Annotated in this window: 17 protein-coding genes, 1 other RNA gene and 1 pseudogene; 3 read left to right on the top strand and 16 right to left on the bottom strand. The window is 68.2% G+C overall.

Annotation, left to right across the window (positions count from 1 at the left end; translation table 11 throughout):
* Positions 1–10: 10 nt before the first annotated feature.
* The 8 genes from ccmI to OXS49_RS13300 all read right to left on the bottom strand — a co-directional run bounded on the left by ccmI (position 11) and on the right by OXS49_RS13300 (position 11,986).
* Positions 11–1,501 (bottom strand): c-type cytochrome biogenesis protein CcmI, encoded by a 1,491-nt coding sequence (ccmI, locus tag OXS49_RS13335; protein ID WP_267424778.1) that lies wholly within the window; start codon positions 1,499–1,501, stop codon positions 11–13.
* A gap of 198 nt (positions 1,502–1,699) precedes the next feature.
* The gene (locus OXS49_RS13330; RefSeq protein ID WP_267424777.1) at positions 1,700–3,118 is read right to left on the bottom strand and encodes a sensor histidine kinase; all 1,419 of its coding nucleotides are present in this window, start codon (positions 3,116–3,118) and stop codon (positions 1,700–1,702) included.
* Positions 3,119–3,366: 248 nt separating this feature from the next.
* Positions 3,367–6,021 (bottom strand): hypothetical protein, encoded by a 2,655-nt coding sequence (locus OXS49_RS13325; protein ID WP_267424775.1) that lies wholly within the window; start codon positions 6,019–6,021, stop codon positions 3,367–3,369.
* Between the two features lie 224 nt (positions 6,022–6,245).
* Positions 6,246–7,265, bottom strand: coding sequence for an ABC transporter ATP-binding protein (locus OXS49_RS13320; RefSeq protein ID WP_267424773.1), 1,020 nt, complete (start codon positions 7,263–7,265; stop codon positions 6,246–6,248).
* Positions 7,266–7,309: 44 nt separating this feature from the next.
* A complete protein-coding gene (locus OXS49_RS13315) occupies positions 7,310–8,155 on the bottom strand; it encodes a carbohydrate ABC transporter permease (protein ID WP_267424771.1) in 846 nt (281 codons plus the stop codon).
* A gap of 2 nt (positions 8,156–8,157) precedes the next feature.
* On the bottom strand, positions 8,158–9,108 hold the full coding sequence (locus tag OXS49_RS13310) for a sugar ABC transporter permease (RefSeq protein WP_267424845.1): 951 nt from the start codon (positions 9,106–9,108) through the stop codon (positions 8,158–8,160).
* A 54-nt stretch (positions 9,109–9,162) separates the two neighbouring features.
* A complete protein-coding gene (locus OXS49_RS13305; protein WP_267424769.1) occupies positions 9,163–10,419 on the bottom strand; it encodes an extracellular solute-binding protein in 1,257 nt (418 codons plus the stop codon).
* 73 nt (positions 10,420–10,492) lie between these two features.
* A complete protein-coding gene (locus OXS49_RS13300; RefSeq protein WP_267424766.1) occupies positions 10,493–11,986 on the bottom strand; it encodes an alpha-glucosidase/alpha-galactosidase in 1,494 nt (497 codons plus the stop codon).
* 123 nt (positions 11,987–12,109) lie between these two features.
* On the opposite strand from OXS49_RS13300, the gene OXS49_RS13295 reads away from it, so the two are divergent.
* The gene (locus tag OXS49_RS13295; protein WP_267424763.1) at positions 12,110–13,009 is read left to right on the top strand and encodes an AraC family transcriptional regulator; all 900 of its coding nucleotides are present in this window, start codon (positions 12,110–12,112) and stop codon (positions 13,007–13,009) included.
* Between the two features lie 97 nt (positions 13,010–13,106).
* On the opposite strand, the gene OXS49_RS13290 is transcribed toward OXS49_RS13295, so the two are convergent.
* Positions 13,107–13,784, bottom strand: coding sequence for a response regulator transcription factor (locus OXS49_RS13290; protein ID WP_091717324.1), 678 nt, complete (start codon positions 13,782–13,784; stop codon positions 13,107–13,109).
* Between the two features lie 35 nt (positions 13,785–13,819).
* Positions 13,820–14,191, bottom strand: a complete 372-nt coding sequence (locus OXS49_RS13285) for a PepSY domain-containing protein (protein WP_243924159.1) — start codon at positions 14,189–14,191, stop codon at positions 13,820–13,822.
* Positions 14,192–14,454: 263 nt separating this feature from the next.
* Between OXS49_RS13285 and ssrA the strand changes: the two genes are divergently transcribed.
* Positions 14,455–14,828: a transfer-messenger RNA gene (ssrA, locus tag OXS49_RS13280) on the top strand.
* A 340-nt stretch (positions 14,829–15,168) separates the two neighbouring features.
* A complete protein-coding gene (locus tag OXS49_RS13275) occupies positions 15,169–15,882 on the top strand; it encodes a hypothetical protein (RefSeq protein ID WP_267424761.1) in 714 nt (237 codons plus the stop codon).
* Positions 15,883–16,170: 288 nt separating this feature from the next.
* Here the strand turns inward: OXS49_RS13275 and OXS49_RS13270 are convergent, their stop codons facing one another.
* The 6 genes and pseudogenes from OXS49_RS13270 to OXS49_RS13245 all read right to left on the bottom strand — a co-directional run.
* Positions 16,171–16,536, bottom strand: a complete 366-nt coding sequence (locus OXS49_RS13270; RefSeq protein WP_244007689.1) for a cytochrome c family protein — start codon at positions 16,534–16,536, stop codon at positions 16,171–16,173.
* A 289-nt stretch (positions 16,537–16,825) separates the two neighbouring features.
* Positions 16,826–17,233 carry a hypothetical protein gene (locus OXS49_RS13265; RefSeq protein ID WP_267424758.1) on the bottom strand — a complete coding sequence of 136 codons (408 nt, stop codon included), beginning with the start codon at positions 17,231–17,233 and terminating at the stop codon, positions 16,826–16,828.
* A gap of 26 nt (positions 17,234–17,259) precedes the next feature.
* Complete coding sequence (locus OXS49_RS13260) at positions 17,260–17,670, bottom strand: 3TM-type holin (protein ID WP_267424755.1); 411 nt, start codon at positions 17,668–17,670, stop codon at positions 17,260–17,262.
* A 2-nt stretch (positions 17,671–17,672) separates the two neighbouring features.
* On the bottom strand, positions 17,673–18,326 hold the full coding sequence (locus OXS49_RS13255) for a glycoside hydrolase family 19 protein (RefSeq protein WP_267424754.1): 654 nt from the start codon (positions 18,324–18,326) through the stop codon (positions 17,673–17,675).
* Positions 18,327–18,456: 130 nt separating this feature from the next.
* Positions 18,457–19,914, bottom strand: coding sequence for a DUF2793 domain-containing protein (locus tag OXS49_RS13250; RefSeq protein WP_267424752.1), 1,458 nt, complete (start codon positions 19,912–19,914; stop codon positions 18,457–18,459).
* Positions 19,915–19,929: 15 nt separating this feature from the next.
* Positions 19,930–20,695, bottom strand: a pseudogene (locus tag OXS49_RS13245) (hypothetical protein); the annotation flags it as partial.

The following is a 20,695-nucleotide window of genomic DNA, read 5'->3' as shown; positions in this document are numbered from 1 at the left end:
ACTGTCACGCTCAAGGGTTGGTCTTCGGAGGCAGGTCGAGTTCCCGGGCGAGTCCGTCGAGCCGCGTCACCGCATCGCCGTTGGCGGCGAGCGCCATCCGGGCGCGATCCAGGGCCCTGACCGCCTGCTCGCGCTCGCCGAGCGCGCTGTAGGAGCGCACGAGGCGCATCCACTCGTCCGGCGTACCGCCCCGGGCGGCGAGGCGCCGGTCGAGCCCCTCGACCATCCCGCGAATGGCAGCGTCGCGCTCCGCTTGCGGCATGGCGCGCACGGCCGCCATCGCGGCCTCGGTCTCGGCCCGGGCCGCCGGTCCGGCTGTGGCCGGCTCGGTCGGACGCGTCGACCCGCCCTCCGGCGCCAGACCGATGGCACGAGCGCCCTGCTCGACCTGCGCTAAACCCTGTGGATCGCCGGCGAGCGCTGTCCGGGCACGAGCCAGGGCCGCGGTCGCCTGATCGTGCTCGCCCAACACGGCCCGGGACCGAACCAGCCGCAGCCACTCGTCCGGTGTGCCGCTGCCAGCCTGCAGCCGAGCATCGAGCCCATCGACCATGCCGCGGATCGCGGCCTGCTGCTCGGCCGGGACCTTCGGGGCCGCCTGCGGCACCGCGGGCGGCGGCGCAGGCTCACCCTTGAGGCGCGCCAGGCTCTGCCGGACGATCCCGAGCCAGGGCGCATCCGGCGCGCTGGCGGCTTCGAGGGCGGCGAGCTGGCGGATCGCCCCATCGGTGTCGCCCGCCTGCTCGGCGGCACGGGCGAGAAAGAACCGGGGTTTCGGCGCGTTCGGATCCTTGGCCTGCGCCTTCTCGAACAGCACTTTGGCTTCGGGGGTGACGGTGCCGTCGCCGGCTGCCGTCAGGGCTTCGGCCTGATCGGCGAGGAGGTCGGCGGTCTCGCCCTTCAGCCGGGCGATGTTGCCGTAGGCGCGGGCGGCATCGTCGAAACGGCCGGTGCGCATGTAGACCGGAGCGAGCACGGCCCAACCACGGGCGTCATTCGGGTCACGGGCGAGCCGCGCCTCGATCTGCCCAACGGCCTTCATCAATTCATCCGTGCCGCCGCGGGTCGCCTGCCGGTCGGCTTCGGTCTGGGCCGGTAGTTCCGGCGAGCCGTAGAGGCCGTAGGCGATCAGCGCCACCAGCGGAATGGTGGAAACCGCGAAGGCCGAAGCGGCCCGACGCCGGCGCAGGCGTGGCTCGGCCGGGCGCGCGGCCTCGACGATGCCGGCGTCCTCGGCCTCCAGCCTGACCTCGCGGCTTGCCCGAAGCAGGCGCCGGCCCGCTTCCGCCCTGGCGGATTCGGCCTCCTCCGGGGCGATCAGGCCGCGCTCCTGATCACGCGCGATTTCGGCGATCTGGTCCTCGTAGAAGGCGGTCTCGGTGGCGATCGCGGTGCCGCCCGCCTCGCCGGTCGGCACGACGGCACGCCGCGACAGCGGCCAGAGCAGGCCGAGAACGGCAGCTGCAGTCATGGCCGCCAGGATGAACCAGATCGCCGTCATCGAACCTTCGCCAGCGGGCCGAACCGGCCCGTACGTCTCTCCACACCATGTGGAGCCGGCGGCGGAACGCCACGACGCCCCCCGGCGGCGGCACGGTGTCACGCAAGTGCCGCGCGAAGACAAGAGCGAAGAGAACTCGCACGCCAGCGCGAAGACTTGCACCGGACCGCGAAACACGATCCGGCGCCCCGGATCGCGTCAATGCGTCGCCGCACCCACGGGCGCATCGCCCGGCACCTCCAGCACCGCTCTCAGGCCGCCGAGCGCCGCCTCCTCCAGCGTGAAGCGACCCCGATAGAGCGTGGCGAGATCCGCCACGATGGACAGGCCGAGACCGGAGCCTGGCTTCGATTCGTCGAGCCGCCGCCCCCGGCCGAGCACGGCTTGGCGCGCCTCCGGCGGAAGGCCGGGGCCGTCATCCTCGATGGCGACGACGAGGTGGGGATAATCGGCCTTGGTCACCGCCTCGGCCCGGATCGCCACCCGGGCATGGGCCCATTTCGACGCGTTATCGACGAGGTTGCCGACCATCTCCTCGAAGTCCTGCCGCTCCCCTCGGAAGCGCAAACCCGGGGGGACGTGGACGTCGTAGGCGATGTCCTTGTCGCGGTAGATCTTGCCGAAGGTGCGCACGAGGCCGGCCAGCGCCGGCTCGACCTCCGTCGAGGTGCCGAGCGTGCCGGCGAGCGCGGCGGCCCGGGCCCGATCGAGATGATAGTTCACCTGATCGCGCATCACCGCCGCCTGCTCGCGGATCTTCTGGGCCAGTTCCTCCGGTGCGTCCGAGGCGCCGACCTCGTTGACGATGATCGAGAGCGGCGTCTTGAGGGCGTGGGCGAGGTTGCCGACCTGCGTGCGGGCGCGCTCCAGGATCTCGCGGTTGGTCTCGATCAGCAGGTTCACCTCGCCGGTGAGCGGGGCGATGTCGCGCGGATAGGTCCCGGTGATCCGGTCGGCCTCGCCCCGGCGGACCGCCCCCAGCGCCGCGCGCATCTTCTTCAAGGGCGCAAGGCCGAACCGGATCTGCAGCAGGGTGGTGAGCGCCAACGATAGGCCGAGCAGGCCGAACGTGATCGTAAGCGAGTTCCGAAACCGGTCGACGTCGTTGACGATCTCGTCCGCCGGCCCGGCGACCCGGACCGTGTAGCGGCCCTCCTCGCCGAGATCGACGTCACGCTCCATGATGCGCAGCAGGCGCCCGTCCTGCCCCCGGCCGTAGCCCTGGCGGATCTGCCCGACCCCGACCTTGCCCTCGGAATCGGTGGCGGGCGGCAGCGGCACACCGACCAGTGAGCGGGAGGTGCGCACGTCCCGAGGCTTCGCGTCGGGTTTGCCGACCTGCCAATACCAGCCCGACAGGGGCAGATCGAAGCGCGGATCGCCCAGCGAGAAGGTCCGGCTCTCGGGATCGTTCGGCGAGACGAGATCGGTGGCGAGGTTGTTGGTGAAGACGAGCAGACGGCTGTCGAAGGCGCGCTCGGTGTTCTCGCGGTAGAGCGTGGTCAGGATCCAGGCGGCGATCAGCAGGATCGCGGAACTCGACAGGAAGGCCGATACGGCGAGCCGCACAGCGATGGAGCGGCGGCGCAGGGAGAAGAGGCCGATCAGGTCAATCACGACGCGGTCACCACGCGACCCGGTCCCTCAGTACGGCCCCTGGCGGCCCGGCCTGCCGCCGCCCCGATCTGCAGCGCCGCTTCGTCCGGGTCAAGAATGCATGCTGGTCGCTCGGGGCGAACCGGCTCCTCCATTCTGAGAGAGCCGGCCCACGCGATGAGCCTTCGTCACGGAAGGCGGCGCGTCGAAACCTCCTTCAGAAAGTCCGACGCGCCATGGGCGGCGTGCAGAGTAACGGCGCCATCACCTCACACGATCGGAGACGTGAAAGACCGCGTTGGCTGCACGGGAGCAAAAATGACCGCATCGATGTACGGCCCGACATCGCCAGGGCTGAAAATCGTCACGGGCATGTCGTTCGTCTTCAGCGTGACCGGCAGGGTTTTCTGCCAGAAACTGATCCAGCTATACGTGTACCTCATGCGCGTCGATCCGACGAGATCACCGGCTTCCGAGATGGAAACCTTCAGATCCACCACCTGGGGGTTGTATTCATGCTTGCCGGCAACCTGAGCATTCGCATACACGGTCGTGACATCGTAATCTCCTGATCCGATCGCAGCGGGCCGGCTGATCTGGAGTGCATTGGCCGACCCGCCGCCGAGACCGGTCACGTAGCCGCTGCCGGATACATTCGAGCCCGCGGACGGATCGATGGCCGCGAACTTCGCGGAGCCCAGGACCTGTGCCGTTCCGGCGGAGACCCGATAGGCGTTCGCATCCGCTCCGGAGTTTCTCTTGGTCGTGAGCGTTTGAACGCGCACCTCGGCGGATGGTGTGAGAACGATCTCGTTGATCCCCTCCGCGAGATGAACGGTCAGCCCGCTCTGCCAGCGGCCGGCCTTGTCGACCGAGGGAATCGGCAGGTCACGCCCGTTCAGGGACAGCGTGATCGCCGCCGGGCCGGACGAGGACCATGCGAACCCGACATCGTAGGAGCCGCGCTCGATCGCCGTCACGTAGAGATGGGCCGCCCCTTGATCCGGCAGCACCGCGTAGCCTGCGTCATCGGTCCCCCAGTCCAGTTTCGATCCGCCACGCAACCTGAAGGTGGTCGACGGGTACTCGGTGATCTCACCATCACCGACATATTTTAGGAACAGCTTGTCCAAGGTTATGTCGGATCCGGGCAGCTTCGAGACCCCATCGGAACTCGCCCGGATGGACAGCGTATGCTCGCCGGATGTCAGCGTGACGGACCGCTCGGCACTGCCCCGGTAATTCCACCGATCCGTGCTCGTCAAAGCAAGATCCGCCGCGTATTGAATGATCCCCTGATCTTTTCCATCCACGAACAGGGCATGCCGCCCGGGCGCTCCGGGTGTCGATCCGATCACCTGAAGGCGATACGATCCATCCTTCGGAACAGTGACCTTCCAATCCAGCCGCGATCCGGGATCGTTGAATTGACCGACATCGCGGCCGCCGGACGCCAGGAACTGCCAGCCGTTGGACGCGGTTGGGCTATGTGTGAAGACCTTGGCGTTCGAGATCTGAAGATTCTCCGCTTCGGCCGAGATGAGCCACGTCTGTGAGGCAAACGACTGAACCACATCACGCAGTTGGGCCGGCGTGATCAGGATCTGGTAGCCGGAATACCGATCACAGCCCGGAACGGTGAGGTTGAAACCGCCGCTCGCGATGTCGATCTTCCGCGCGGCTTGGATGACCCGCGGGGTTTCCGAAAGTCCTTCCGTGCCACAATGCACGACCTGCCTGACCTCGATGTCCACGCTGGTTCCGAACAGGGCCGTATCCAGCCCCGTGACAGCCAGCGCGACGTCGCCATCCCGGCCGCCCCACAGGATCGTGGCCCGCCGGTTGTCCGTGTCGATGGCACCGATCGCCCGGAGCCTGTCGGCCGTCTTGGTCGACGGCGTCGTCATCTGAACGGTCTCGCTGCCGTCGAGATCGCCGTACCACTTGAACATCCACCAACCGCCGTTGGCTCCGGCTGGCCGCGCGGTGTTGTCGGACAGATTGCCGGCATAGTTCCAGTAGGCGGCCTGAGCATCGATCTTCGTCTGCTCGAACAGGAACATCCACTGGATCAACTGGCCCGGAACACTCATGTCCCGCAGCATGCCGTATTCGGTGATGTTGATCGCGATCGGCGAAATGCCGAGCGAAATCTCGACAGCGCGATATTCCTGATAGTGAATCGGATAGGTCCTCAGATTGTCGACGCCCAACTCGTGCCAGATGAAGACATCCGGAAGACACTTGTTGTCGCGCGCGAAGGTCAGCAAATCGGTCGACTGGTCCTTGCGCCACTGCGTGTGGGCAGGGCCGCCGATCCGCGCGTGGCCGAGTCCGTGGCGAGCCCAGACGGCCTGGATCTTGTCGTAGGCCGCCTTCCAGTCGTCCAGGAACTGCTGCTTCATCTTGGACCAGTTCGCGTACCAATTCCCGCCGTCCGGCTCGTTGAACGGAACGAAGACGTAGCGCTCGGGATGAGCCGACTGCGTGGCGACCGCCTCGGTCACGAACTCGATGACTTCGAGATAGTCCCAGACTCCGTTCGCCGTCTCCGTGAATGTCCCGTCCTTCAGATTGTAGGTCCGGGTATCGCCGGGGCGCACGCCCCCGTTGTAGGCCCAGTCCGGATAATAGTCCTGAATGTAGATGCACATATCCTTGCCGTAACCGGCGAAGAAGCTCGTCTCGACTTCCAGGACATCGCCCGACGGGTGTTGGGTCCCGTACGGGGCCTTCTGCGAGGCGTTGGTGATGTGCGCCCCGTTGATCAGGGCCTGCGTCGGAACGCCGTTGTCGCCGAGACCGTAGAGGAAGCCGCTGGCCCCGCCACGGAAGGCTCCCGTTCTTGCTTTGTTCCCAAAATCGGCCTTCACGGTATTGTCTGACGCGTCGCTCGTCTGCGCGTGCGTGGTGATATCCGACATGTGGACCTCCGGGTGATGGGGGGTCGCCCCTGCCATGCCGCTTCACGGGCATGGCTCTTCCGCCGACGACAAACGGCTTTGCCGGCCGCACCTTTCGGTGGGCCGGTTGTCAGGAACGGGTGTCGTCGATCAGATCTGGAAGCCGCCCATGGGACGCCCGCAGCACCGTCGCGTGCCGGGGGAAAAGCGCCCGGTCGCGGGCGCTCCATGAGAGGCTTTGATGATCAGATGCGCAGGGCTTCGCCGTTCGCGGTGAAGCGGTGCAGATGCGCCCGCTCGGGGACGACCACCACCGGGGCACCGCGGTCGATCCGGAACTCGCCGGTCACACGGGCATTCACGGTCGCGCCTTCGTTCAGCCGCACATGGACGAACGTGTCGGATCCGAGGTGCTCCGAGAGAGCGGCGATGCCGGGCAGCCCGTCGTCCGCGCCGTTGTCGGCCGCGGGCACGATCGCGAGATGTTCCGGCCGGATTCCGATGACCGGGGCGCCCAGCGCGTCCGCCGCCGGGCCGCGCAGGATGTTCATCGTCGGCGAGCCGATGAACTGCGCCACGAACAGGTTGGCCGGCGTGTTGTAGATCTCCAGGGGCGAGCCGATCTGCTCGATGCGGCCCTTGTTGAGCACCACGATCGTGTCGGCCATGGTCATCGCCTCGACCTGATCGTGCGTGACGTAGATCATCGTGGTGCCGAGCTGCCGGTGCAGCTCGGCGATCTCGAGCCGCATGCCGGCCCGCAGGGCGGCGTCGAGATTCGAGAGCGGCTCGTCGAACAGGAACGCCTTCGGCGCGCGGACGATGGCCCGACCGATGGCCACGCGCTGACGCTGGCCGCCCGACAGCTGGCTCGGACGGCGTTCGAGAAACTCGGTCAGGTTGAGCCGGTTCGCCGCCTCCGCGACCTTCCCGGCGATCGCCGCCTTCGGCACGCCGGCCATCTTCAGCGGGAAGCCGATATTCTCCGCAACGCTCATATGCGGGTAGAGGGCGTAGGACTGGAACACCATGGCAAGGCCGCGCTCGGCCGGCGGAGCCTGGCTCACATCCCGCCCGTCGATCTCGATCGTGCCGCCCGAGATCTCCTCCAGGCCGGCGATCAGGCGCAGCAGGGTCGATTTCCCACAGCCCGAGGGGCCGACGAAGACGACGAACTCACCGCCCGCGATCTCCAGATCGAGGGGCGGAATCACCGTCTTGTCGCCGAACGTCTTCGAGACCTGCCGCAAGCGGATGGACGTCATCGAACACCGAACCCTTTGACGTTGTTTTCTTGATTCACGCCGGATCAGCCCTTCACCGCGCCGGCGGTGAGACCGGTGATCAGGAACCGCTGCACGTAGACGAAGCCGAGCGCCACCGGCACCGCGGCCAGTACGGAGGCGGCCGTCAGCGAGCCCCAATCCGTCTGGTGCGATCCCTTGAAGAGCATGATGCCCGGCGTCAGCGTCCGGCGGGCATCGTCGTTGATCAGCACGTAGCCGAACATGAACTCGTTCCAGGCGGCGATGAAGGCGAAGACGGCGGTCGCCAGCAGGCCCGGGAGCGTCACCGGCAGGAGGATGCGCAGGATGAAGCCCAGGCGCGAGCACCCGTCCATCGCCGCCGCCTCCTCCAGCTCGCGCGGGACCGCGTCGAAGAAGCCCTTCAGCATGAAGCTGGCGAGCGGCACCATGAAGGTGCAGTAGACGATGACGAGCGCCGCGTAGGTGCTGAGCAGCCCCATGTTGCGGATCAGGACGTAGAGCGGGATCAGCAGCAGGACGCCGGGGATCATCTGCGAGACGATCAGCCCCCCGGTGACGATCTGCGTCACCGAGAGGTAGGACCAGCGGCTCATCGCGTAGCTGGCGAAGACCGAGAGGCTGACGGTCAGGATCGTCGAGACTCCGGCAACGATCAGGCTGTTGCCGAAATAGATGAGGAACGGGCTCTCTAGCACGACCGCGCGGAAGTTGCTGAAGGTCGGGCTCGCGATCCAGAGTGTCGGTGCCGTACTGAACACCTCGGCGGCCGGCTTGAACGCCGTGTCGAGCATCCAGAGGAACGGGAAGACGCAGAACGCCACGAAGAACACGAGCACGAAGCCGGTGGTGAGCGCGGACAGGGTCCGGTGACGCGCGGAGACCACCATGATCAGCGGGCCTCCCGCGCCCGAACGACGAGGGCCTGCACGAGGAAGAGCATCGCCATCGCGGCCATCGACAGGGTGGCCAGGGCGCAGGCGAGGCCGACGTCGAACTCCTGCATGGCGTAGCGGTAGATCAGGATCGGCAGCGTTTCCGTAGCGTCGAGCGGGCCGCCCTGGGTCATCACCCAGATGAAGTCGAAGTTGATCGCGGTCCAGATGATGTGGATGACGATCAGGGTCAGCGACACCGGCCGGAGGTGCGGCAGCGGGATGACGAAGAAGCGCCGGACGATTCCCGCGCCATCCAGCGCCGCCGCCTCGTACAGGTCGTCCGGGATCGAGGTCAGCGCCGCCAGCAGGCTGATCGTGTAGAACGGGAAGCTGCGCCAGACATTGACCAGGGTGACCGTGATCAGGGCCGTCTCGCTGCGCCCGAGCCAGTCAAAGGGCGCGGCCAGGACGCCCATACGGACCAGCCAGGCATTCAGAACCCCGTAATCGGGATTGAGCAGCCACGCCCAGTTCACGCCCGCGATGGCGATCGGAATCACCCAGGGCAGGATGATGAGGCCGCGCACCAGGGCACGCCCCCGGAACGGCTGGGCCAGCGCCAGGGCCGTGGCGAGCCCGCAGGCATATTCCCCAGCCACCGACAGGACGGTCCAGACCAGCGTATGCGTCAGCGCCGGGACAAAGTGCTCGTCGTCGAGCACCATCCAGAAATTGTCGAGGCCCGCGAAGCCGCCGACCGCGGCATCGATCAGGCTGGCATGGTGCAGGCTCTGCCACAGCACGCCGGCCAGCGGGACGGCGATGAGGGCCGCGACCAGCACCGCGACCGGGGCGAGGAAGGCGCAGGCGGCCCGGACTCGCGCCGACGGCCAGAAGACGCGTCGGGCAGCGCGTCCGATGCCGGCCTGCGGCCGGGACGCGATCGATCCGGTTGCCATATCCATGGTTGTCACGCCCGCGCCTCCCCGCGCCTGGATCCCGAAAGCCGAGTGCGGCGGTTATTCCGAGAGTTGTCCGGAGCGTTTCAGGCTCTTGTTGATGGCTTGCGCGAGCCAGGTCGCGACGGCGGCCGGCTTCTCGCCCTTGAGGAGCACGCGCCCGAGGGCGGTCTCCATGTCGCGGGGGATCGAGCCCAGAACGATCGGCGGGAAGGCGATGCCGACCGGCACCAGGTCCGTGAACGGCTTGCCCCAGACCGGGTCACCCGTCACGTCGGAGCGCGGCGAGCGATCCGGGAACACCTTCGCCTGCACGTCTCGGCTCAGCAGGAAGGTGGCGAGCTTCCAAGTGGCATCGACGTGCTTGCCGTTGAAAAGGTAGAGCGGCGCAATCTCGAAGAAGGTCGCGGCCGTCCGACCGGCCGGCGGCGGCGCCACGGCGACATCCCGCATCGTCACCGGATGCTGATCGATGCGGCCCTTCATCCAGGAGCCGTTCATCACCATCGCGTACTGGCCGAGTGCGAAGTTGGTGTCCTCGTCCTCCCAACCCCAATTGGCCGATTGCGGCGGGATCGCCTTCACGGAGAGCAGCCGCCCGTACAGCGCCAACACCCCGGTCGCCCGTTCGAGCTCCTCGGGCGCCTCGGCCCAGGTGTTGCGGTATTTGCCGTCCGGCATCCGCTTCGCGATCTCGACGCCGTTCTGGCCGAGGTAAGTGATGAATTCCTGCGGTGCGCGGGCCCCCTTGCCGACGATGCCGAAGCCCGGCTTGCCGGTCTTGGCCTGGATGGCGGCGGAGGTCTGAACCAGCTCGTCCCAGGATTTGGGTGGCGCCTCGATGCCCGCCGCCTTCAGCATGTCGGCATGATAGAGCAGCGCGCGCAGGCCGAGATAATTGGGCAGCGCCCGCAGCTTGCCGTCGATCGTCAGGTTCCGGACGACGTTGGGATACAGCGCGCCGAGGTCGGGCCAGGCCTTGGCGTGGGCGCTGAGATCGGCCAGCACGCCCATCTTGTTGAACTCGCCGAACCACTCGCTGAGGCCCCAGGCGATGTCGGGGGCATCGCCGCCCGCGAGCGCCGTCACCAGCTTATCGTGCAGGGCGTCGTAGGCGATGACCTGCGTCTTGACCTTGATGTCGGGATTGGCGGTCTCGAATTCCGCGATGGCCGCCTGCGCCGCCTTCGCCTCGGCCTGGAGCGGGTCCCACGCGACCCAATAGGTGAGCGTCGTCGGCTCCGCGCGTGCGGGTCCCGCAGCCAGCAGCGGAAACAGAGCTGCCATCGCCAGCAGCTGGCGCCTGAAGATCGCCATCGTATTCCTCCCCCTCGATGTGTCTTGTTTTTTGTCGTTGACGGCCGGGCGAACGCGTCGCCCGGCCGTTGTCTCAGGCGACGATCTGCTCGTCCGGCGCGACGGTCTCGTTGCCGGTGCGCTGCGCCGTCCGAATCTCTTCGACCGACCGCACCGGGAGCCGCGCGGCCCCGGCCCAGTCCCGGCGGGGCACCGTCGCGTTCGCCAGCCGCCTTTTCGCGCCCTCGATCGCCCCGGCGTATTGCGGCAGCCACGCGGCCTGGGCGACGACCATCTCGTCGACCATCTGCCAGACCTCGTCCGGCGTGCAGACCGCGCCCACCAGCGGATCGTTGAGGACCGCCTGCTTCAGCAGATCGAGATCCCCGGTCACCGCGGCCTTGACCGACATCCGCTGCACGTTGATCGACGCGATGCAGGGGGCCGCGCAGGCATCCGACAGGGTGAGGCCGGCGACCATGTTGAGGCCGAACCGATCGACGAAGCCGGTGCTCTCGACGATCGCGTCCGCGGGTAGATTCGTGATCAGGCCGTTGTTCTTGACGTTGAAGTGGCCGCGATAGACCCGGCCGGTCTCCAGCGCCTCGATGATGTAGCTGGCGTGCTCGACGGTCCTGCGGGCCGGGTCGATGAGCCAGCTGGAACTGGCGAGGTATTGCGGAAATTCCTGCTCGAACCAGTTCCGGCCCTCGGTGCAGACCCGCAGGTAGCCCCCGGTCTCGCCGTGGATCCAGTCCGACAGGTCGATCCAGCGCTCGATCTCGTCGGGGCGCTTGCGGTACCAGGGCAGGTACTCGGACAGGTGGCCGTTGGACTCGGTCGAGTAGACGCCGAAGCGGCGCAGGACGTCGATCCGGACCTTCTCCTGCTTGGAGATGACGGGGTGCCGCTCATAAGCGGCCAGCAGTTCCTCGGCCGACACGCGCCGGCCGTTCCAGCGGATGTCGACGTACCAGGTCTGATGATTGATCCCGGTGCAGACGTATTCGATCGCGTTCGGATCCTCGGCGCCGAGGACTTCGGCGATCTGCTTCCAGCCGTGCTGGATGCCGTGGCACAGGCCGATCGTGTCGACCCCGCCGTGGTCGATCGCCGCCCAGGTGTTCATCGCCATCGGGTTGGCGTAGTTCAGCAGGCGCGCACCCGGCTCGGCGACCGCGCGGATATCCTTGCAGAAATCGAGGAGTGCCGCGATCGAGCGCTGCCCGTACAGGATGCCGCCGGCGCAGATCGTATCGCCGACGCACTGGTCGATGCCGTAGCGGAGCGGGATCCCGATATCGTCCGCGAAGGCCTCCAGACCGCCGATCCGGGTACAGTTGATCACGTACCGGGCACCGGCCAGCGCCTCGCGCCGATCCATCGTGGCCGAGAGCTTGGTCGGCAGCCCGTTGGCGGAGATCATCCGGTTCAGGATCTCCGAGATCATCCCAAGATTACGCTCGTTGATATCAGTGAGCGCGACCTCGATATCGTGCAATTCAGGAACGCACAGAATATCCCGCACCAATGTTCGCGTAAAACCGACGCTCCCCGCGCCAATAATCGCAATCTTGAAGTTGGCCATCGTGCCCTCCCACGGCCCGAAACACATGGACCGTGCACAGAAATATTCTTGTTGCTGTGAGGTAACGCTACGCCCGGCGCCCGGGCCGTGAAAGAGGAAATTGGAACCTTCGCGGGTAATTTTATGCTCGATGCGCTGGACCAGGCGGGGCCCTTCCGCAGAACCATCTCGTTCCCGCGTCGGCATGGCGGCTTCCACGTCATGCCGACGAGCGCCGGGCACGAGCGGGCGCAGCCGGGCGCCTACGATTGGGACGGGCTGAAGCGCGGACAAACGCCGTTCTCCGTCCTGCAGCACACCGTGGCGGGCCGGGGGCGCCTGCAATACGAGCGGCGCCTGTGGCGACCCGAGGCCGGGCAGACCATGCTGGTCTCGATCCCGCATGCCCACCGCTACTGGCTCGAGCCGGGCGAGGAGTGGTCGTTCTTCTGGATCGCGATCACCGGCCGGGAAGCCCTGCGGCTCAACCGGGCGATCCAGCGCGTCGCCGGGCCGGTCTTCCGCCTACGGACCGAGACATTGGATGCCCTCGCGGCCGTCTGCTCGTCGCTGCGGGTGCCCCTGTCCGGTGCGGGACAAGCCTCCAGCCTCGCCTATCAAGCGATCATGCTGGTCTATGACGACGTGATGGCCCGCGAGGAGCGGACCGACGCCGCGACAGGGAACGAGGCCATCGATCGCACCATCGCGTTCATCCGCGCGCATCCGGGCGGCGCGCTGGATATCGAGACGCTGGCGGCAATTGCCGGCGTGAGCCGGTCGCATTTCAGCCGCCTGTTCATCCGCACCAAGGGTGTCGCACCGGCCGAGTTCGTGGTTCGGCAACGGATGGACCTGGCGGTCCGCCTGCTGGCCAACGGGCAGCTCAGCATCAAGGCCGTCTCCAGCGGGTGCGGGTATCCCGATCCCAACTATTTCGCCAAGGTCTTCCGGCGCACCTACGGGATCAGCCCGACCGAGTTCCGAAGCACCGGCATGTACGCCGCCCCCGGCCGCGACGATGGTCAGACGTTTCTGCCTTGAGCGAGCGCCGTTGCCGTGCCGCACGGTGCCGAGCAGCCAGATCTCCCGGCAGGTCCCGGCGACACAGCATCGGCGCCCGGATGGGGTGCCGCCCCGCTCAAACCCGCGCCGGCGGCTGGTTGGGATCCACGAGGTAGCCGAGGCCGCGCACCGTCTGGATCAGGTCCACCGCGAGCTTCTTGCGCAGGCGCCCGACGAACACCTCGATGGTGTTGGAATCCCGGTCGAAATCCTGGTCGTAGAGGTGCTCGGTGAGCTCGGCCCGGGACACGACCCGGCCGGTATGGTGCATCAGGTAGGAGAGCAGCCGGTATTCGTGGCTCGTCAGCTTCACCTGCGCGCCGTCGACGAAGACCTTGCCGGAGCGCGTATCGAGGGTGACCGGCCCGCAGGCGATCTGGCTGGAGGCGTGGCCGGCGGCGCGGCGCAGGAGCGCGCGGACCCGGGCCATCAGCTCTTCCATGTGGAAGGGCTTGGTGACGTAATCGTCCGCGCCGGCATCGAAGCCATCGACCTTGTCGGACCAGCGGTCCCGGGCGGTGAGGATGATCACCGGCGTCTTCACACCGGCCCGGCGCCACTTCTGCAGCACCGTGACGCCGTCCGCCTTCGGCAGGCCCATGTCGAGGATGATGGCGTCGTAGGGCTCGCTCTCGCCGAGATAGCCGCCCTCCTCGCCGTCATAGGCCTTGTCGGCGACGTAGCCGGCCTCCTCCAGGGCGGCGACCACCTGCCGGTTGATGTCCTTGTCATCCTCCACGACGAGCAGACGCACGGTTCACTCCCCTCCGAAACGATCGCGGCGCCCGCTCAATATTGCCCAGCCACACTGCCGGTGCGTGCGTCCACGATGACGTGCACGAAATGACCGTCCCGGCGCAAGGCGGTCAGCATGTAGACGAGGGTGTCCTCGTGTCGGCAGAGGCTCGCCCGCTGGATCTCGGCCCGCGGAATCACCGACCGGGCCGCGCGGATCGCCGCCACGGGGGGTATCACCCGGCGCTCGCCGACCTCCTCGCGCATGTCGGCCGGCGACAGGCAGGTCTCGATCCGAAGCGGCGCCTGGCCGGAAACCGCGCCCGTCTGCGGGGCCGGCCCGTCATCGGCCATGGAGCCGAGGCCGCCCGCGGCAAGGGCCGCGGCAGTCAGGCCGATAGCAACGAGGGCGATGGCGTAGCGCATTGGTAGGAGATGTGGGCCGGGGGCACTGAATGTGCCCTGAATACGGGGCTGTTGACGTCCCGCGGCGGGCGCGTCGTCGGGTAGGTGCAGGATGGGATATCGGTGGGCGGACGGCATCGTGCCGGCACTACGGCTGAGTCTGCGCCCGGTTCCCCCGCGGCGTGCTCCGCGAAGTCCCCCCGCTTCCGGGGGGAGGTCCGCGGCTCCGTGTCCGACGCAGGGCACAATTTGCTGCTGGACCGCGGATCCGCTTCCGGAGTAAGATCGTCGCGAGGTTGATGACCGGTTCATAATAACGCTTCAGGACCCGGGGGCGGTACCCGGCGCCTCCACCAGAAGCATCCTGCCCCCGAATACCGTACGGGGATCAGAGCGAGCGTCCGACGTTGCGGACGGTGCGCTGCCAGGGTGCTTCTCGTGGGGGTGAAACAGGTTCGACTGGGCGGTAAAGGGATCGCGAGTTCTGTCCTGCTTCGGCAGGGTAAGATGCGACTTTCGGTAAGGACTCGACCGGTTTGGCGCGGGCAACCCCCGTTCCAGGCACCTGACCAAAACTCTAAATGCCAACGACAACGTCGGCATGGAGATGCGCCTCGCGGCGTAATCTTCCGGGGCGTGGGCACGCCTAGCAACAGAACCCGGGGCTTCGGCCCCGGGGCCCGCTTTTTCCTCCCCGAAGAACCCTGAGAACACTGGGTTGACGCACCCGGCGGTGCTTGGCTGCCTGCGTCATGACGGATCCGGCGCGCATCGCGCCGTGTTGCCGACAGCATCGCGAACGGCACGCTGACGGACAGCGATTCGCGATCGATCGCCTCACACCCGCACGCGTCCCCTCCTCAAAGCTCTGTGCCGACAGGTCCCGAGGCAGCATTCCTCGTTCCGGACAGCTTCACAATGCCTCTGTTGGCTATTGAACTGAGCCAGGGCATTGAACCCAGCGCGATGTGAGCGATTGTATTGTCATGGAGGATGCCATGACAGCAATCCGAACCGTGATCGTCGCTTCCTTGGTCAGTACCCTGCCGATCGGCGCGGCATTGGCGCAGACGGATCAAACGAGTACTGGCGGCGGCGCATTGTCGGCAGAAAAAGTAGCCAACACGACCGCAGTTGGACAGACCAAGCCACCGAGCCGTGATGCCAGCCCGACATCGGTCACGCCGATCGAGCGCCCGACGCCGAGACAGGTTTCAGACGACGCGATCGCCACCAAGATCTGCGTCGGGTGCGCCACCGAGCCCGCGCCGCCAGATCCGCTGTCCCTGAGGATCCGTCCGTCCGTCACGTCGGAAGGACGCGATCGTCCGGTCGACGAGCGCGGCGGCCAGCGCGATGCGGGCCTGCCCGCAGCAGCGCCGCAGCAGCAATCGGATCTCGATACCGTCGCCCTGGCGTCTGCGCATCGCGAGCGTGCGAACTCTGTCCAGGAGAAGACCGCCGGCCTCTGGCAATCCTGGTTGGTTTCCGTCTGTGACGGCTGCGGCGACCAGAAGCCCACCAGGGCCCTCTCGGTGGGGGATTGGCCGAGCCGTAATGGGCCCGCCACCACCGGATCGATCGCCAACAAGACAGCGTCGGTTGCCGCGCGCCCCGATGCCAAAGCCGCAGCACCGCATCCGCACGCCAGTTTCGAAGCGGATCTCTCGCCGGAAAATATCGGCTCGATCAGGCGTATGCCGCAGCGGTGACGGGGGCGATCCGCGTCAGGGCACCAGTCCGAATGGCCCACGCGTTCCGTCGCCTCACGTTTCGACGCGACGGAGCGGGCCAAGCCGCGGGGGTCTAGCGTCCCGGAACAGAGGACGAAGCCGGGGGGTTGCTCGTTCAGTTCATGGAGTCGAACATGCTGACTGGTAGCCTGCTATGGCTTTTGGGAGTTCCGATTCCGGTCCTCCTTTTGATCTGGTTTTTCTTCCTGCGGGGCCGATAGCGTAATGCGCCGAGCCGTGACGTGATACGGCTCGGCGGCTTCCGCGTCAGGATTGCGTCTTGAGGTAGGCGATCACGTCATTGATCTTCTTGTCGTCCGTGTAACCCTGGAAGATCATCTTGTTGCCCGGCACCTTGGTCTTCGGGTTCTTCAACCACTCGTGCAGGTTGGTCTCATCCCAGGCGATGCCTGAGTTCTTCAGAGCCGCCGAGTAGTTGTAACCTTCGTAGGTGCCCGCCTTGCGGCCGACGACGCCCTTCAGATCGGGACCTACACCGTTCTTCTGGAAATTGTGGCACGCCTTGCAGGGGGCGAACGCCTTCTCGCCCGCGGCCGCATCACCGGCCTCCTGAGCCTGCGCCGCGATCGGAAGCAAGGCAGCGATGACGACGCCAAAAACAACTGAACGCACAGAACGCCTCCCGAAATTCAGCTTCCTATGCCGAGCGATTCCAAAGCTTGGCACAGTGGGGGGTTAGACGTTGGCGCATCCGACTTAATCCAACTCACGACGGCACGGGGGGGGCCGGTGCCGGAGCGCGAACAAAAACCCCCGCGCGGCGTCGGTCGGCGGGGCTGAGATGGTTGCGTTCACGGAGACTAGGCGCCCCGGCGACCGCCTTAAGCCGTAGCCGGACCCCTGATGGGCGGCACCGGAGGCCCGGAGCCTCCCGCGCGATACGCGCCCGCACCAAATCCGTTCAGTGCCCCGTCAGTCCGACCTTCGCCAGGACGACCCCCCCGAACGCCAGCAGCGCCGCCGAGGCCAGTCCCCAGCCGATCCGGTACAGCGTCCGCACCTGACCGTTCACCTCGGCCAGCCCCCGAGCGGCCTCAAGCTTCGCCCCGTCCACCGCCTTGTCGATCCGGCGCTCGATCTCGTCGCGCGCCACGAAGGCCTCGATGTCCCACCGGTAGGCCACACCCTCCAGCTTCTCGTCCATCCGGTCGAGCTTGCCCCCGAGCACGTCCATCTGACGACCGGTCGCCTCGACGCGCTCGATCAGGCGCCCGATCCATTCGGGCAGCGTGTCCACCATGGCCCCGCTCCTCCGCGCGCCGCCCCCCGACCGCGGAGCCCGCACCCGCGGCACAGTCTCGTCCGTCATCGGTGCGCTCCCGCGGCTTTCGAGATTCACCCCTTCGGCCCGACCATCTGCGGCACGATCTTGTCGACCGAGCGGGCCAGCATGTAGGCGCCGATCCCCACGGTCAGCAGCGACCACAGCTCCGCCGGCACGCCCTTGAGCGCGGTCACCACCTCGACCTGCAGCCCGAGCATCGGCGCGACCACGCCGACCCAGGTGATCATCGCCAGGGCCCACAGCACGGTGATCGGCCGGGCGTTGCGGGCGAGCGGGCTCTCGGAGCCGGCATCGGCCTTCATCACCTCGGCCATGGCGCGACTGAGGTCGCCCTGCTGGTCGATCAGCGCCTTCTGCAGGTCGAGCTGCACCTGCAGCCGCTGGCCCTCGTCGGGCAGCACCCTGGCCAGGATCGGGCCGACGGCCCCGAGCAAGGCCGGAAGGAGAGCGAGGAACCCCATGGTCAGGCGCCTTTCTGCATGTTGTGGCGGACAGCCTCGCGCAGGCGCAGCCACCAGGCGGTCGGATGCGGGCTCGGCGCGGCGGCCGGAAGCGCGGCTTCCAGGGCGGCGAGGAAGCTCCGGTGATAGCCGGCGATCCGCGCGCCATTCTTCGCCCCGTCGCCGTTGACGATGGCCCGCGCGCCCACCGGATCGTCGGTCTGCTCCCCGAAGTAGCGGGCGAGCGTGTGGCCGGGCCGGAACAGGCCGTCGCGGGCGCCCAGAACCAGGATCGCCGCGCTCGTCGCCGGCACGAGCGCCAGGTCCGGATCGCCCACGAGGTCGAGCCCGAGCAGCCGGCCGAAGGTCCGGTAGTTGGCAAGCCACGTGAGCTGGCTCGCGCCGCGGCCGTAATAGATCCGGCCGTCGACCGGCGCGCCGTAGGCGCGGCCGCGGCCGAGCCCCACCTCGCGGATCGACAGGTCGAGCCGGCACTCGTGCCACGCGGTCGCCAGCGTGTAGGCGAGGTGGCGCGGGTCCGCCGGCCAGCCCAGCCGCTCCCAGGCGTCGAAGAGCGCGCAGAGCCCGTCGACCTCGGCCTGCGCGAGGTGCGGCCCGCACGGGCCGGCGGCGCGGATTTGGGCGAAGAAGGTCGCCCGCACGAGCGGTGCAGTCATGGTGTCCTCCCGATGGAAAGAGCGGCCGCGCAAGGTCGTCGGGGATGGCCGTGCGCCGGCTGGGTGGGAGGCGCGGGGCCTCAGAAGGGCGCGTTGTCGCCGGCCGGTATCGCCGCGCCGGCCGACCGGCTCACAGCTCTGCGCTGGCGGTCCAGGCGACCGGGCAGTAGTCGCCGGCGGTTCCGGCCGCCCCGAACCAGAACCGCAGATCCTCCGGGCTGGTCGCACCGAACACGATCGACCCGGTGTAGCTGCCGCTGCCGTCGTTGGCGGCGACCACGGTCGGAACGGTCCGCATCCCGGCGATGCGCAGGGGCACGACGCCGCCGCCGAATGCCCCGGAGGCGTTCGCCCGGAAGAGGATGAGGGTTCCGGTCTGATAGTAGCGCTGACAGCGGCGCATCTCGTCGTCCCGGCGCTCGAACGCGGTGGCCGTCCTGCCCGGTTCGAGCTGGGCGAGGCTCACGGTGCCCGCCGTGAACTCGACCACGGCGTTGGATCCAGCCGTCAGGGTGGTGGACGTGCCGGCGCCGGCATAGGCGGGCAGGCTGGAGGCGCCGGAGGGATAGACGCGCCCGGCCGCCGTACCGCGCCAGGACAGGGCGTAGGGACCGCCGTCCGGCAGGGAGAGGCCGCCCTCGATCACCTGCACGAGCGATCCGGCGGTGATCGTCACGGTCACGTCGCCGTTGCCGGAAGCGGCGAACGACACGGTGACGCCGTTCGCCCCCGCCTTCCACCGGTCCACGATGTAGGCATCCGCCGCGTAGGCGAGCTGCGAGCCCGACGCGTTGCGCTGGTTGACCGCGAAACTGCCGTTGATGAGGCGGTTGCGGAAGGCGAGGCCCCGGGCGGCGACGAAGGCCGTGGTGGCAAGCTGGGTGGAGGCATCGCCGGTGGCGGGCGTCGGCGCCGTCGGGCTCGCCGGGAAGGCGACGACGCCCGTGGCCGCCGAGGCGGTGAGCGCCGTGGTGAAGGCCGCGCCGTCCGGGGAGGTCTTGAGGACGACGTCGTCGCCCCCGAGGGTGCCGAACAGCGCCCGCGCCGAGTAGCCGGTCTGGAAGACGAAGCCGGCATCACGCGCCGCCGCCTTCTTGTTGACGGTGACTCGCATGTCGCCGGAGCCCGGGGTGACGTCGTCCCAGCTCAGGAGCGCCGCGTCCGCCTTCACGGCGAGGCGGTTGGCGCTGTCCGCCTCCGTGTTGATCCCGAGGCGGCTCACGCTCTGGACTGCCGTGAGCGTGCGGCGGACGCTCGTCCAGGCGGTGCCGTCGAAGACGTAGAGGTCGGCCTCGTCCACTACGAAGGCGAGCCAGCCGGCCCGCGGGATTGCGCCGGCCCAGACGCCGTCGGCGTAGCGCACCACCTGGCCCGCAAGTCCGGCCCAGGCGCCCCCGGGGTTCGACGTCACCACGAGGTAGCGGTCGCCCTCGGCGGGGCCCGGCGGCGGTGCCGAGAGATCCTTGTCGAGGCAGGCCAGCTGGATCACGGCGTCGAGGAGGCCGAGCGCCTCGTTGTGGGTGACATGCTTCTGCGCTTGGCTCGCCGCGATCAGCGGCAGGCCGAGATGGGGCGTCACGTCGGACATGGGGGCTCCCGGAGGTCAGGCCGAACGGATGGGGATGCGGGCCCGGCAAGCGGGGCCGGGACCGGCGACGGCACCGATCTGCACGACGGCCATGTCGAGGTTCCGCTGCGGGCCGCCGAAATCGGCCGTCTCATCGGCGTAGAGGAGTTGCTGGGCGTCGGTCCGGAGCGTGCGCAGGGCCGCGCCGCTGTCCGCGAACAGCGTCACCGCGTAGGCCTCCGGATCGTCCAGGGGGATCTCGGCGGGCTCCCAGGCATCGCCGTCGCGGCGCCCCCGCCGGATCCACGAGAGCAGCACGCCCTGCGGCGTGCGGCGCGCCTGCGGATGGACCGGCCGCAGCGGATGCAGGGCGCCGAGCCCGGCGGTCGCGGTCAGCTCCGTGAAGGCCGGGTCGCCCGGATCGCGCCCCGCGGGCCCGATCCGGTAGCGGAACGCGCGGCCGACCGCGTCGAGCCGGTCGACCAGCGGCACCACCGCGCCGTCGTCGAGGCGCACGATCAGGCTGCCGGCGGGCGCGGTCCGGCCGGCGGCGTCCTCGCTGCCCGCGATCCCGCGCAGGAGCCCCGAGAGCCGGTAGGTGTCGGCCCCGGTCAGCACGGCCTGCGCCGCGCCGAGCAGTTCCACGGCGCCGTCCGGGCCGATCAGCGCGAACAGGTTGCCGCCGGCCAGCAGCGCGTGCTCGCCGATCGATGCGAGCGCCCCGCCCCGCCGCAGGGTGACGTCGAGGTGCCGGTGCCGGTCGATCCGCCAGAGCGGTCCGGCGGGCAGCGCCGACAGGGTC

Source organism: Methylobacterium sp. GC_Met_2, assembly GCF_026540795.1.
In the GTDB taxonomy this organism is placed as follows: domain Bacteria; phylum Pseudomonadota; class Alphaproteobacteria; order Rhizobiales; family Beijerinckiaceae; genus Methylobacterium.
This window is presented reverse-complemented; position numbering and strand designations above follow the sequence as displayed.